The organism is Aeromonas salmonicida subsp. salmonicida (genome assembly GCF_001643305.1).
Taxonomy (GTDB): Bacteria; Pseudomonadota; Gammaproteobacteria; order Enterobacterales; family Aeromonadaceae; genus Aeromonas; species Aeromonas salmonicida.
Genome location: NZ_LSGW01000041.1, coordinates 1 through 14659, shown reverse-complemented (window position 1 = coordinate 14659; position 14659 = coordinate 1). Strand labels below are relative to the sequence as shown.

Annotated in this window: 13 protein-coding genes; 9 read left to right on the top strand and 4 right to left on the bottom strand. The window is 59.3% G+C overall.

Translation table 11 applies throughout. The features are described from left to right. Window positions 1-79: 79 nt before the first annotated feature. The gene (locus AXW79_RS03240; RefSeq protein WP_005318946.1) at window positions 80-1243 is read right to left on the bottom strand and encodes a multidrug effflux MFS transporter; all 1164 of its coding nucleotides are present in this window, start codon (window positions 1241-1243) and stop codon (window positions 80-82) included. Between the two features lie 235 nt (window positions 1244-1478). Between AXW79_RS03240 and rdgB the strand changes: the two genes are divergently transcribed. After that, complete coding sequence (gene rdgB / locus AXW79_RS03235; RefSeq protein WP_005318944.1) at window positions 1479-2075, top strand: RdgB/HAM1 family non-canonical purine NTP pyrophosphatase; 597 nt, start codon at window positions 1479-1481, stop codon at window positions 2073-2075. Window positions 2076-2160: 85 nt separating this feature from the next. Further along, a complete protein-coding gene (gene hemW / locus AXW79_RS03230; protein WP_005318942.1) occupies window positions 2161-3306 on the top strand; it encodes a radical SAM family heme chaperone HemW in 1146 nt (381 codons plus the stop codon). A gap of 225 nt (window positions 3307-3531) precedes the next feature. Here the strand turns inward: hemW and AXW79_RS03225 are convergent, their stop codons facing one another. From AXW79_RS03225 to zntR, 3 genes are all read right to left on the bottom strand, one after another. Next, entirely contained in the window at window positions 3532-3768 is a 237-nt protein-coding gene (locus AXW79_RS03225; RefSeq protein WP_005318940.1) for an alternative ribosome-rescue factor A, read from the bottom strand. 131 nt (window positions 3769-3899) lie between these two features. Beyond that, the gene (locus AXW79_RS03220; RefSeq protein ID WP_005318938.1) at window positions 3900-4439 is read right to left on the bottom strand and encodes a dihydrofolate reductase family protein; all 540 of its coding nucleotides are present in this window, start codon (window positions 4437-4439) and stop codon (window positions 3900-3902) included. 81 nt (window positions 4440-4520) lie between these two features. Further along, complete coding sequence (zntR, locus tag AXW79_RS03215; RefSeq protein WP_005318936.1) at window positions 4521-4961, bottom strand: Zn(2+)-responsive transcriptional regulator; 441 nt, start codon at window positions 4959-4961, stop codon at window positions 4521-4523. A gap of 432 nt (window positions 4962-5393) precedes the next feature. Here zntR and purH point away from each other — a divergent pair, with 432 nt between their 5' ends. From purH to AXW79_RS03180, 7 genes are all read left to right on the top strand, one after another. After that, a complete protein-coding gene (purH, locus tag AXW79_RS03210; protein WP_005318934.1) occupies window positions 5394-6986 on the top strand; it encodes a bifunctional phosphoribosylaminoimidazolecarboxamide formyltransferase/IMP cyclohydrolase in 1593 nt (530 codons plus the stop codon). 117 nt (window positions 6987-7103) lie between these two features. Continuing rightward, a complete protein-coding gene (purD, locus tag AXW79_RS03205; protein ID WP_005318932.1) occupies window positions 7104-8393 on the top strand; it encodes a phosphoribosylamine--glycine ligase in 1290 nt (429 codons plus the stop codon). 299 nt (window positions 8394-8692) lie between these two features. Then, entirely contained in the window at window positions 8693-9067 is a 375-nt protein-coding gene (locus AXW79_RS03200; protein ID WP_005318930.1) for a cytochrome b562, read from the top strand. Then, window positions 9048-9599, top strand: coding sequence for a cytochrome b/b6 domain-containing protein (locus AXW79_RS03195; RefSeq protein ID WP_005318928.1), 552 nt, complete (start codon window positions 9048-9050; stop codon window positions 9597-9599). Before AXW79_RS03200 ends, AXW79_RS03195 begins: the two co-directional genes overlap by 20 nt. 345 nt (window positions 9600-9944) lie before the next feature. After that, complete coding sequence (locus AXW79_RS03190; protein WP_005318926.1) at window positions 9945-12209, top strand: alpha amylase C-terminal domain-containing protein; 2265 nt, start codon at window positions 9945-9947, stop codon at window positions 12207-12209. A gap of 190 nt (window positions 12210-12399) precedes the next feature. Further along, window positions 12400-12870: a tetratricopeptide repeat protein gene (locus AXW79_RS03185; protein ID WP_005318924.1), complete on the top strand. Its 471-nt coding sequence runs from the start codon at window positions 12400-12402 to the stop codon at window positions 12868-12870. 429 nt (window positions 12871-13299) lie between these two features. After that, window positions 13300-14637 (top strand): site-specific integrase, encoded by a 1338-nt coding sequence (locus AXW79_RS03180; protein ID WP_011899063.1) that lies wholly within the window; start codon window positions 13300-13302, stop codon window positions 14635-14637. Window positions 14638-14659: the final 22 nt, after the last annotated feature.

Genomic DNA, 14659 nt, shown 5'->3' with positions numbered 1-14659 from the left:
TGAGAGTCAGGCGAGATGTCGCCTGCAAAAAGAACAGGGGGCTCATGGCCCCCTGAGTGTGCCCATCAGAGCACAGGATTTATTGCAAACACAAGCGCCGGCCCTGACGGGTCAGCAACAACAGCAATGGCGGCAATAGCAGCCACATGTGCAACGCCAACTGGTTGAGCGGATCCGGCATCAACCAGCCCGTGATCCCCACCAAGGCGCCGGAGCCGCTCATCTGGAACAGGCCGAGCAGGGCCGCTGCCGTACCGGCACAGTGGCCGAACGGTGCCAGTGCCATGCCAGCCGCAGCCCCCAGCACCATGGCAAAGCCGATGCTGGAGAAGAACACGGGCCCCATCATGGCCAGCGGGTGATCGATATGCTGCACCAGGGTCAGCGCCATGGCTGACAGTGTGATCACCAGCAGACCGATGCGCAGTGTGCGTCTCGGCCCGACTCTGGCGATGAAACGGGGTGCCAGGAAGCAGGCGAGGATGTTCAGCGCCGCATTGGCCGTGAACCAGTAGCTGAAACCGCTCATATCCAGCCCCAGTTTCACCATCAACTGCACAGGGGCGGCCGTGACATAGGCCAGGATCACCGCCATCGCCAACATGCACAGACAGGCGTTGAACAGGAAGCTGGGAGAGCGCAGCACAGGGCTGTAGCGGGACCAGTTGATGAGCGGACCACTGCTGCTGGTCTCGCCCGGGCGGGTCTCCGGCATCCGCCACAGCAGCCAGCTGCCGACGATGGCTGCGTAACCTGCCATGAACCAGAAGTTGGCAGACCAGCCCGCCTTGGCGGTGAGCCAACCCCCCAGCAGCGGCGCCAGCGCAGGAATAAAGCAGATGGCGCCATTGAGATAGGAGATCATCTGGCCGCTCTTCTTGGGACCATAGCTGTCACGCACCACAGAAAAAGCGGCGACCGAGGTGGCACAGGCGCCGAAGCCTTGCAGCACCCGCGCCAGCATCAGCTCACCCAGGCTGGCGGCAAAGCCGGCCGCCAGGGCGCTCAGGCCATAGAGCAGCACACCGCCCAGGGCGATGGGCTTGCGGCCATAACGGTCTGCGAGCGGCCCCACCAGCAGCTGACCCAGCCCCATGCTGAACAGAAACCAGGTGATGGTACCCTGCATCAGTGTCACTTCGGCACCTAGCTGCTCGGCCATCTGCGGAATGGCGGGCAGGTAGATGTCGATGGCCAGCGGACTGAACAGCACCAGTAGTACAAGCAGAAGAATCAATGGCATCAGTCACCTCATGGCTTACGGAAAATCGATTGGGGCGCGAGTCTACTGACTCACAGTAATGAATTGAAATGGTATTTAATCACTTTGGTTATTCCTATACGGAAACATGCATGTTATTTGCACCTCCACCGTGATCAAAGTAGTGGCAAGCCTCGGAGGTATTGAGGGCAATTGGCGCTTTTACTCAAGGCGTGCCCCGCATAGAATGCGCAGATTATTTTTGCGGAGGTGCTCGATGAACAAGCTTGTCCTGGCAACAGGGAACCAGAAAAAGGTGAAGGAATTGGCCACCATGCTGGCCGATATGAAGATCCAGGTGATCCCACAGAGCGAGTTTGCTGTGCCTGATGCCGACGAGACCGGCACCACCTTCGTCGAGAATGCCATCATCAAGGCCCGTCACGCCGCCCGCATCACAGGTCTGCCCGCCGTCGCCGACGACTCGGGACTGGAAGTGGATCTGCTGCACGGTCGCCCCGGCGTCTACTCCGCCCGCTTTGCAGGCGCCGGTGCCAGCGACAAGGAGAACATCGACAAGCTGCTGGCCGAGCTCAAGGGTGCCCCCGACTATCTCAAGAGTGCCCGCTTCTGGTGCGTGCTGGTCTACATGCGTCACGCCGACGATCCTACTCCCATCATCTGCCAGGCGAGCTGGGAGGGGATGATCATCGACGAGCCCCGCGGCCAGCACGGCTTTGGCTATGATCCCGTGTTCTTTGTCCCCGACCATGACTGCACCTCGGCCCAGATGCCGAGCGAGCTGAAAAACCAGCTGAGTCATCGCGGCCAGGCGCTGACCAAGCTGAAAGCCGCTCTGGCTGCGACTCACTGAGTTCGCCGCCTCTCGCCAATCAAGCATTGTCATCTACAATGGGGGCCGTCAGCCCCCGTTTTTATTTTTGATTATTGGAAGCCCCATGCTGCAACTGCCGCCCCTCTCCCTCTATATCCATGTGCCCTGGTGCGTCCAGAAGTGCCCCTACTGCGACTTCAACTCCCACGCCCAGAAAGGGGAGCTGCCCCACCTCGAGTATGTGGCCGCTCTGCTGGAGGATCTGGATCTGGATCTGAAGTGGGCCCAGGGGCGTCCGCTCTCCTCCATTTTTATCGGCGGTGGCACCCCCAGCCTGCTGACGGTAGAGGCCATGCAGACCCTGCTGGACGGGGTGCGTGCTCGCATCCCCCTGACGCCGGATTGCGAGATCACCATGGAGGCCAACCCGGGCACTGTGGAGGCTGACAAGTTCGCAGGCTTCAAGCAGGCAGGCATCAACCGCATCTCCATCGGGGTGCAGAGCTTCCAGCAAGAAAAATTGACCCGGCTCGGTCGCATCCACGGCCCCGAAGAGGCCCGCAAGGCCGCTGCGCTGGCCCACGCCATCGCGCTTCCCACCTTCAACCTGGACCTGATGCACGGCCTGCCGGATCAGAGCCTGGACGACGCCCTCTATGATCTGCAACAGGCCATCGACTGCGCGCCGCCGCATCTCTCCTGGTATCAGCTCACCATAGAGCCGAACACGGCGTTCGCCTCCAAGCCACCACGGCTGCCGGAGGATGACACCCTGTGGGACATCTACGAGCAGGGCCATGCCATGCTCACCGCCCGGGGCTATCAGCAGTACGAGATCTCGGCCTATGCCAAAGCGGGCTATCAGTGCCGCCACAACCTCAACTACTGGCGCTTCGGCGATTATCTCGGGATAGGTTGCGGCGCCCACGGCAAGATGACGGACCTTGCTAGCGGCCAGATACTGCGCAGCGCCAAGGTGAAGCACCCGAAAGGCTATCTGGATCCCGCCCGCCCCTACCTGGACAAGCAGTGGCAGGTGACCGAGGATGAACTGCCGCTGGAGTATTTCATGAATCGGTTCAGATTATTCGAGCCGGCCCCCAAGGCGGAGTTCGAGGCCTATACCGGCTTGGGCCTGGAGCGGGTGGAGACTATGCTCGCGATTGCCCAGACCAAGGAGCTGATCGAAGATCTGGGTGACTGCTGGCAGCTCACCGCCCTCGGCCATCGTTACCTGAATGTGCTGCTGGAACTCTTTATGGACGAGTAAAAACTTGTTCACGATCTTGCTGCGAAACCGTGATCAAGGCTCATGCGCTGCTCGGAATCCTCACGTATGCCTATACGCTCCGGTTCCTGCGCTGCTCTTCACCTTGTTGACTGTTTCTCGCGACAGGTCGTGAGCCAAGTATTGGCGAGCCGTTTTCTCCATAAAACAATCAGGGCGCCATTGGCGCCCTGATTGTTTTGAATCCTGCCTATGGCAGAAACCCGCTCAGCAGCAGACGCGTCTCATCTGCTGTTGGCCGGGCTCCCACCGCTTGCCATATTTGGCCTTGCGCTGGTAACTCCCCTTGCCCTTCTTGTTTTGCTCGACCCGGCTGCGAAACAGCGGATCCGTGAGCAGGGCTTGCAAGTGGTTATCCTTTATCTCCCCGCGCCTGTGGGCATAGCCTGCCTGAGCAGCGATATCCTGCACGATGACGGGCTCATCAACCCTTCTCTTGGCCATAGTGGCTCCTTCTCTTCTCTCTCGTTATTGGCTGTATTGCGGTTTTCTCTGCAGGCCCTGTGGCCCAGGTCAAAAACGCAGCGATTTTGTCACCAAATCGCCGCCGTCACAATGGCATCCTGGCAAACTGATCAGCCCCCTTGCTTGCGCTGGTAACTCACCTGAACAATCCCGCTTGGCAGCGTCTTCACCTGAGCTGGATGCCAATGACTCACCGGGATATCAGTTCCGAACAGCGGAATGCCTTTGCCAAGCAGCACCGGGACGCTGGACAGGGTCAGCGTATCGACCAGGTCGGCCTGCAGTGCCTGACGTACCAGGTTGCCGCCATCCAGATAGACATGACGGGCCCCTTGATCCCACAGCGCGGCCAGTACCAGCCTCAGTTCACCACTGACAAATTGCTCCTGATAGCGAGGCTCGACGGGATTGTGCGTCATCACCCTGACTGTCAGCCCGTCATAGGGCCAGACGCCGAACCCCATGATAGCATCATAGGTATTGCGCCCCATCAGCAGCGTATCGCTATGTTCCATCAGCGCATTGAACCCGGTTTCATCGGGGGGATCGGAGGAATAAGGCGTCAACCAGTCGAGCGAGTGGGCCTCCCCCGCGATGAAGCCATCAAGGGAAATAGCCAGGAAGACGGTGACTTCGGGTCTTGTCATCATGATGTTTGCCTCTGTGCGCAAACGGCTGATACGGCGCTATCTGGATGCTCGCCACCAGCAACCGCTGTCGGGTCAATGGGTTTATTCATGAGCGTGGGCGTGATGCTCATGCTGGGCGGGGACGCCAGATTCGAGCACTTCCAGGATGGCGCAGTGCTCCGCCGAGCGCGGGCCGCCGCAGCAAATGTTGGAGAGCTCGCGCAAATTTTCGCGAAAGCGGGTCAGCTCCACGATCTTCTGCTCCACCTGGGCCAGCTTGGTGTCGGCCACCGCCTTCACCTCCTGACAGGTCACGTTGGCCTTGTGGGTGTCGAGATCAAGCAGCTCACCTATGTCGGCAAGGGAGAAGCCCACCGACTTGGCACGAATGATGAACTCCAGCCGCCGCCTGTCCTGCTCGCCGTAGAGGCGGTAGCCGGACTCGTTGCGGATCCCCGGCGAGATGAGGCCGTTCTTCTCGTAAAAGCGCAGGGTATCCGCCTTTACCCCGCACGCCTTGGCCAGTTCACCGATCCGATACATGCCCTGTCTCCCTTCTGGTTTGCCACTCGAAAAAACCGGAACCTACTATCGCCCCTTTGCCCCTTGATTGCCAGCCAAGGGCAGGAAAGGGGCAAGCAAAAGGTGAGTCCGCCGCTTTTTTTTCATCAAAACACTGAAAAGACAAACGTTTCACAAAAAACAACCAGAAAACGTTTAACACCGCACCAGGCAAGGCTTTGTCACTTTAAAAAATCCACCACAGGTCACATTTTTTGTGTAGAATACGCGCCCACAAGAGAGCGTCGCGTCAAGCGGGCATTTCCTAAAACGCTTTTGCCAGAAACGGGTCTTTCAGGCGAGAGTGGTTTGCGAAATCCCCCACTTACATTTATTTGGGGACTCTCTGTGTTTGGTGCGACCCAGTGCGCTTGCCTGCCATAGAAGTTCCCGCATGCTGAGGACGATAGTGTGATGGAACAAGCTCGACCCATTCGCCGTGCACTGCTGAGTGTGTCTGACAAGACTGGCATCCTGGAATTTGCCAAGGCACTCAACGAACGTGGCGTGGCCCTGCTCTCCACTGGCGGCACCGCCAAGCTGCTCGGCGACGCGGGTCTGCCGGTGACCGAGGTCTCCGACTACACGGGTTTCCCTGAAATGATGGATGGTCGGGTCAAGACCCTGCATCCCAAGGTTCATGGCGGCATTCTCGGCCGTCGGGATCAGGATGACGCCATCATGGCCCAGCACAATATCTACCCCATCGACATGGTTGTCGTCAACCTCTACCCCTTTGCCGCTACCGTGGCCAAAGCCGGTTGTTCCCTGGCCGATGCAGTCGAAAACATCGATATCGGCGGCCCGACCATGGTGCGCTCCGCCGCCAAGAACCACAAAGACGTGGCAATCGTGGTCAAGGCAGCCGACTACGCACGCGTGATCGCCGAGATGGATGCCAACGGCAACAGCCTCAAACTGGCTACCCGTTTTGACCTTGCCATTGCCGCCTTCGAGCACACTGCCGCCTACGACGGCATGATCGCCAACTACTTCGGTACCATGGTGCCCTCTTATGGCGACAACAAGGAGGGTGATGCCGAGTCTCGCTTCCCGCGCACCTTCAACAGCCAGTTCATCAAGAAGCAGGACATGCGCTACGGCGAGAACAGCCATCAGGCTGCCGCCTTCTATGCCGAGGAGCATGCCACCCCGGGTTCTGTCTCCAGCGCCATCCAGCTGCAGGGCAAGGCGCTCTCCTACAACAACATCGCCGATACCGACGCGGCGCTGGAGTGCGTGAAAGAGTTCAGTGAGCCCGCCTGCGTCATCGTCAAGCACGCCAACCCCTGTGGCGTGGCCATCGGCGATGACCTGCTGACTGCCTACGATCGCGCCTACCAGACCGACCCCACTTCCGCCTTTGGCGGCATCATCGCCTTCAACCGCGAACTGGACGGGGCTACCGCAGCCGCCATAGTCGCGCGCCAGTTCGTGGAAGTGATCATTGCCCCGAGCGTGAGCCAGGAAGCTCGCGATGTAGTCGCCGCCAAGCAGAACGTTCGTCTGCTCGAGTGCGGCCAGTGGACTGCACCGGCCCAGGGGTTTGACCTCAAACGCGTCAACGGCGGCCTGCTGATACAAGAGCGGGATTTCGGCATGGTGACGCAGGGTGACCTGAAAGTGGTCAGCAAGCGCCAGCCAACCGAAGCCGAACTGAAAGATCTGCTGTTCTGCTGGAAAGTGGCCAAGTTCGTCAAATCCAACGCCATCGTCTACGCCAAAGAGGGCCAGACCATAGGCGTCGGCGCCGGCCAGATGAGCCGGGTCTACTCCGCCAAGATCGCCGGCATCAAAGCCGAGGATGAAGGGCTGACAGTAGCGGGCTCCGTCATGGCGTCCGATGCCTTCTTCCCGTTCCGTGACGGTATCGATGCCGCTGCGGCCGCCGGTATCTCCTGCGTCATCCAGCCAGGTGGCTCGATGCGCGATCAGGAAGTGATCGACGCCGCCGACGAACATGGCATGACAATGGTGTTCACCAACATGCGCCATTTCCGTCACTGATGAGTCAGGGTCGCCGCTGGCGACCCTTTTGTTGTCTCTTTTCAACTGACTATTTTCAACCGGCGACGCGCCATCTGCGAGCCGAGCCGGTTACCACAAATAGAAGCGAGCGATACGATGAAAGTACTGATCATTGGCAACGGCGGTCGTGAACACGCCCTGGCCTGGAAGGCCAAACACTCTCCACTGGTGCACCACGTCTTCGTCGCACCGGGCAATGCGGGCACCCAGCTGGAGCCTGGCGTCGAGAACGTCGCCATCGAGGCGACCGACATCGAAGGGCTGCTGGCCTTTGCCAAAGAGAAACAGGTCGGTCTCACCATAGTCGGACCTGAAGCCCCGCTGGTGAAGGGGGTGGTCGATGCCTTCCGCGCCGCCGGTCAGCCTATCTTTGGCCCAACCGCCGCCGCCGCCCAGCTGGAAGGCTCCAAGGCCTTCACCAAGGATTTCCTGGCCCGTCACGCCATTCCGACCGCCGACTACCAGAACTTCACCGAGGTGGAGCCTGCGCTCGCCTATCTGCGTGAGAAGGGTGCTCCCATCGTCATCAAGGCCGATGGTCTGGCGGCAGGCAAAGGCGTGATCGTCGCCATGACCTTGCAAGAAGCGGAAGACGCCGTGCGTGACATGCTCTCCGGCAATGCATTCGGCGATGCCGGTGCCCGTGTGGTGATCGAAGAGTTTCTGGACGGGGAAGAAGCAAGCTTCATCGTCATGGTGGATGGCGAGCATGTGCTGCCCATGGCCACCAGTCAGGATCACAAGCGGGTCGGCGATGGCGACACAGGTCCCAATACCGGCGGCATGGGCGCTTACTCCCCCGCACCCGTGGTCACCGATGCGGTGCACAACAAGGTGATGGAGCAGGTGATCATGCCAACCGTGCGTGGCATGGCGGCCGAAGGCAATGTCTACACCGGCTTCCTCTACGCCGGCTTGATGATCGATGGCCAGGGCAACCCCAAGGTGATCGAGTTCAACTGCCGCTTCGGCGACCCCGAGACCCAGCCCATCATGCTGCGGATGCAGTCCGATCTGGTGGAACTCTGCCTAGCAGCCTGCGAAGGCAAGCTGGATCAGAAAGAGGCCATCTATGATCCTCGCGCCGCCATCGGTGTTGTGCTGGCAGCGGGTGGTTATCCTGGCGACTACAGCAGCAATCACCCCATCAGCGGCTTGCCGGTGGATGAAGTGGCCGGTGAGAAGGTGTTCCATGCCGGGACCCGACTGGAAGGGGATACCAGCCTGACCCAGGGTGGCCGCGTGCTGTGCGCCACCGCGCTGGGCTACACGGTTGCCGAGGCGCAGCAACGCGCCTATCAGCTTGCTGGTCGCATCAAGTGGGATGGCATCTTCTACCGTAAGGACATCGGCTGGCGTGCCATAGAGCGCGAGCAGGAGCAGTAATTCCCGCCTTCGCCACCATCATGATCATCAGGGCCTGCGGGCCCTTTTTTCTGCCCGGCACAGCCCGACTACCAGCAACGGGGTTGTGATGTCGCTATTCCTCCCCTCGCCAACGTCCATCGTCTGACAAACCAGGTGCCATTCGGCGAGCTACATGTGATCAGCACAATGGACACACTTGGTCACAATTGGTCGTACTTTCTTCATACAATTGCCCAATCTTCATGGCATCATGTTAAATTAACCGCACTCAAAAGAGTGCCATAAGAAACCGCAATGTCGTCCAATAAGGAAATTCCATGTTGAAAACTGTTCGCCCCCTGTTGCTGCCCCTGATGTTTGGCCTGATGACCCTGCCTGCCATGGCGGGTGATCTGGAACAGCCGATGAAGAAGATCGGCTTCAACTACAAGCAGGCTGTCAAAGCTGACGATGCAGCCACCATGGAGAAGCACATCAACGAGATGAAGGCTCAGCTCGACGTCGCCAAGCAGAAGAACATGCCAACCGCCAAGAAAGAGAAGTTCCTGGAAGGCATGAACGAGGTACAGAGCGAGCTGGATGCCAGCCTGGCCGCCCTCAAGGCAGGTGACGAGGCCAAGGCGCGCGAGCACCTGGCCAAGGTCAATGACCTGAAGAAGGAGTACCACAAATATGCCAAGCAAAAAGGCTGATCCCTTTCACTGGGATAGTCTGGTCCGCCTCACCCATTGGGGTGTGGCGGCTGCCTGTATCGGCAATCTCTGGCTCAACGAAGCCGGGGAGGAATGGCATGAATGGCTGGGGTACGCAGCCATGGCACTGATTGTCCTGCGCCTGCTGTGGGGACTCTCTTTCGCCAAAGACCATGCCCGGTTGCGAGCCCTGATCCCGAGCCGGGAAGATTTTCGCCAGCAGGCCGTGGAGCTGCGGGAACGAGCTCCGGCCGCCCCCGGTCATCATGGCAGCGGCAAGCTGGCAGTATGGGCGCTCTGGCTGGCCGTACTGGCCACCGCAGGTAGCGGCTGGTTCCAGAACACGGAGACGGGGTTTGAGCTGGGTGCCGATGACTGGCACGTCTGGTGTACCTGGGCGCTGCAGGGGCTGATTGCTCTGCACCTGACGGCCCTGGCGTTCACCTCCTGGCGTCAGCGCAGCAACCTGGTGGCTCGCATGTTGCCGATGCGCCAGCGGACCGCAACAGTCCGGCAAGAGCCGCACTCTTGATCCAGACGGGCATCCTCCCCGGGTGCCCGTATCCCGACACCATTTAGATGCGGCCATGCTGCATCGGCATACTCCCACCTGCATACCCAGTCATCCTTTCCCTGCTTAACACCAGTGTCGATACCGGATGATTCTGATGCTGGAAGCCCCGTACCTTGTCATCGATAACCGTTCGAACAGCGCATGAAAGCATTTTCATTCACAATTATTAACTAAATAAAATTGTTTGATTTTCAACCAGATCGATTTCATTGATGCTACTGAGCCGAACGAGGATTGTTCGTTGTCCGTTCGAAATTCCGACAGTGATACATCAATAACAGCAAAATCGAAGGGAAAATCGTCATGCACAACACCCTGTTTCAAACTGCCATGCTCACTGCGGTCCTGAGCTCATTCAGCCACACTGCCACCGCCGAAGGCGTCATGGTTCACCTGTTCCAATGGAAGTTCAACGACATCGCCAACGAGTGCGAGAATGTCCTCGGCCCCAAGGGATTCGGAAGCGTTCAGATCACGCCGCCTGCCGAGCACAAGCAAGGAAGCCAGGTCTGGTGGACCGTCTATCAACCTGTCAGCTTCAAAAATTTCAACAGCCATGGCGGCAACGAGGCGGAGCTCAAGAGCATGATCGCCCGCTGTAACGCCGCCGGGGTCAAGATCTACGCCGATGCCGTCTTCAACCAGCTGGCATCGGGCACGGGAACCGCCACCGGCGGCGGCAGCTACAACTCGGGGCAATATCAGTATCCCCAGTTCGGCTACAACGACTTCCACCATAGCGGTGACATCACCAACTACGGCGACAGCAACAACGTCTGGAATGGCGCGCTCTACGGGATGCCGGACCTGAAAACCGAGTCGCCCTATGTGCAGGATCAGATTGCCACCTATATGAAGACCCTGCTCGGTTGGGGAGTTGCGGGTTTTCGGGTTGACGCGGCCAAACACATGGCCCCTGCCGATGTGAAGGCCATCCTCGTCAAGGCAGGCTCCCCAAAAGCCTATCTGGAAGTGATCGGTGCAGGTGGTGAATCCGCCGAGATCCAGCCCAATCGCTACACCCATATAGACACAGTCACCGAGTTCAAGTACGGCACCGATCTCGCGGCCAACTTCAATGGCAAGATCAAGAATCTCAAGACCCTGGGAGAGAGCTGGGGCCTGCTCCCTTCCGACAAGTCCTTCATCTTCGTGGTCAACCACGACCGCGAGCGCGGTCACGGTGGCGGCGGCATGCTCACTTTCATGAACGGTGCCCGCTATGAGCTGGCCAACGTCTTCATGATGGCCTGGCCCTATGGCTGGAAGCAGGTAATGTCGGGATATCGCTTCGAGAACATGGGTACCTACGAAACCGACAAGGGCGCCCCCGGCAGCACACCTTGCTCCGATACCCAGTGGAACTGTGAACAACGCCGTCCACAGATCATGAACATGGCCATGTTCCACAACCAGACCAAGGATCTGCCGGTCAACAACTGGTGGGATAACGGCAACAACCAGATTGCCTTCAGTCGGGGTAACAAAGGTTTCGTCGCCATCAACAACGAAAGCGGCAACCTGGTGGCCTCAGTCCAGACCGGACTGCCAGCTGGCGAGTACTGCAACATCCTGAGTGGCAATGATTACTGCAGCGGCGCCTACATCAAGGTCGATGGCAGCGGCAAGGCTGGCCTGAACCTCGCCGGCATGAAGGCCGCCGCCATCCTGGCCAGCTGTACCAAAGCAGCCCCTTGCGGTGGCGTCATACCGGGTAACCGATTCAGCAGCCTGAACCTGCGCGGTACTCATAATGCCTGGGGCAACACGGCAATGCAGGTGGATGACAACCGCATCTGGTCGGCCATCATCAACTTCACCGGCGCCGGTGACACCAGCGGTGCCCAGCGCTTCAAGTTCGATGTGTTTGGCAACTGGACCGAGAACTACGGTGATAACGAAGGGGACGGCATTGCCGACAAGGGCCGCACCAGGGATATCTACTTCAATGGTGCAGGCCAGTATCGTATCGCCCTCAAGGAGAGCGATCTCAGCTACACAGTCACTGCATTGAGCAATAACCAGGCGCCAGTTGCGGTCATCTCGCCCAAAAAACCCAGCGTCAAGCTGGGTGAGAGCCTGGTGTTTGACGCCTCAGGCTCCACCGATGATGCCGGTGTTGCGAGTTACAGCTGGTCCACCGGTGGCATCGGCAAGACAGAGACTGTCCAGTTCGATACCCTGGGTTCCCGCACAGTGACAGTCACTGTCACCGATACAGAAGGGCTAACAGCCAGTGTCAGCGCGACCGTGCACGTGACCGACGGCAGTGGCGCCTACACCAGCGAGCTGCCGACCCTGCACTTTCGCGGTACCCCGAACGGCTGGGGTGTTCTTGCCATGACCCTGGTCGCCGACAATCAGTGGGAAGCACGAGTCACCTTCGATGGCCAGACCAACCAGCGCTTCAAGTTCGATGTAAAGGGTGACTGGAGCCAGAACTACGGGGATACCAACAAGGATGGCGTCGCCGAGCTGACCGGTGCCGACATCACTACCCCGGTGGTGGGAGCCTATGTGGTCCGCTTCAACGATCAAACCCTGACCTACAGCCTGAACGCCCAGTAAACCCCAAGGGGTTGCGACGCTTTCAGGTTGCTACCAACCAGCAGGGCCTCCTTCCCATCCGGGCAGGAGGCCCTGCTCATGTGGGGCCATCTCAACTGCCCCTTGCCCCCACACGATAGCGCGCCCTCTGTCATTTCCCGGTCGCCGACTCGCAGGCATACTGAGTCGACATTCCCATGCAGGAGCGCATATGGAACAGCTACAAAATCTGAAAGCCGAGGGACGGATCGAAGAGGCTCGTCAACACGGCCTGCTTCAGCTCGCAGAGCGTCCGCAAGACGCCAAGCTGCATTACGAAGTGGCTGGCCTGCACGATAACTTGGGGCGAGAGGCACAAGCGATCCCCCTCTATCAACGGGCCATCGCACTGGGGCTGATGGGTGAGGCGCTACGCGGAGCCTGGCTCGGCCTTGGCAGCTCTTATCGCACCACAGGACAGTATCCGGAGGCGCTGGCAGCCTTCGAGCAGGGTCTGGCCTGCTTCCCGAATGCCAATGAGTTCAAGGTATTTCGCGCCATGGTTTGCTACAACCTGGGGCGCCACAAGGAGGGAATGGAGAGCCTGCTGGCGGTGCTGGCTGAGACGACAGCCGCTCCCGATCTGATCCCTTATCGACGCGCCATGGCGCTCTACGCCACCGATCTGGATCGGCGATGGTAAGCGCCAGAAACGACAACGCCGCTCATGATGAGCGGCGTTGTCTGGATTTGGTGGCCCCTGCCCGACTTGAACGGGCGACCAATCGATTATGAGCGTGGGAAAAAGGCTCTTTACTGTATTTACGTACAGTGTGTGATGTTATATAAATCAATACCTTAGACCAATATGCTCATTTTATGACCTTCCCCACTCTTCCCCCATATTCTCCCTCTGACGTATCCTATACGTATCCTTTTTCGACCAATCGATTTCTAGGATACCCGGATCGATTGGTCGGCCAAGAGCGGCTAGCCAGGGAAAGGAGCAGCAAACGCCACTCCCCCCCTTGGGCCAAAAAAGGTCGCATAGGGTTTAAATATTGAGGTTACAGAGGTTACAAGACCTGTCTTGCCTGCCCTTCCTCTGGCTGGCCTGTTTTGTGGGAGGAAGATGAAAGCGTTCAAATTCACCAAGGCCACGATCGATGCACTGTCCCCCGCTCCAGAGGGGAAGCAGGTCGAGTACTGTGATGCCATGGTGCAGGGGCTGAGGCTCCGGGTCGGGGCCACTGGGAGCAAGTCGTTTAGCGTGGCCAAGAGGAAAGAGGGACGCTTTATCAGGGCGACCTTGGGCCGCTACCCGGCATTGACCATCGACATGGCCCGCGCCAAGGCGTTGGAGATCCTGGGCGATGTGGCCATGACCGGCCAGAACCCCAACGTGATCCGGCGTGAGCAGGACAAATTGAAGGTCACCCTGGGCGAAGCCATTGATGCCTACCTTGCCAGCCGAGGGGATCGGATCAGGTCGGAGACAGCCAAGCACTACCGCGCCGATCTCAACAACTACTCCGGCGACTGGATGACGATCTCCTTGCTCAAGCTCACCAGGGAAAAGATCGAGGTACGGCACAAGGCCATCACCGAGGGCTTGCCCGGCTCTTGGCATGGCGCGGCCCGTGAGTTTCGCAAGGCGGGGACCGGCAAGGGCAGCAAGGCACAGGCCGACCGCTGGGCGCGTACCCTGCGGGCCGTGTGGCGCTTTGCCCGCGACCATTACCGGGATGCCAATGATCGGGTGATGCTGCCCGAACCTCCGACCGAAGTCTTGAGCAGCAAGCGCCTCTGGCACAATAACCCCAGACGCAATGACCGGATCCGCACTCACGAACTCCGGCGCTGGCTGGATGCGGTGGAACAGGTCAGGCAATACGCCATCGACTGGCGAGACGACACCACCGCCACCGTCTGCGATGCCATCGACATGGCACTGTTTACCGGCTTGCGCCGCTCCGAAGTGTTCCAGCTCACCTGGGATCGCGTCAGTATGAGCGGCGGTTACTTCTGGATTGATAAGACCAAGAACGGCGACCCGCTGGAACTGCCGATCACCGAAACCCTGCTCACCATCTTCCGCCGCCGCTGGCACTGGAACCTCAAACAGAGCCTATTCGTATTTCCCGGCCGCAACCCTGATCGTCCTATTCATGAGCCGCGCCGGGTCATTGCCAAGATCTGCGCCGCCACCGTCCCCCACCCAAACCCGGACGGCCTGCCGCCGCTCGAGTTCAAATGCCACGATGCCCGCCGCACCTTTGGCACCGTGGCCGAACTGGCCGAGGTCGGCCAGTACACCATCAAGCGCCTGATGAACCACCGCACTCTGCGCAGTGCTGACGTGACGCAGGGCTATATCCATTTCACAGCGGACGAGCTGCGTAAACCGGCGACCAGGATCGAGCGGGATATTTTGGAATATGCAGGCCGCCTAAATAGCTGTTCCGAATAGAAGATCACCGGAGGAAGGGAAC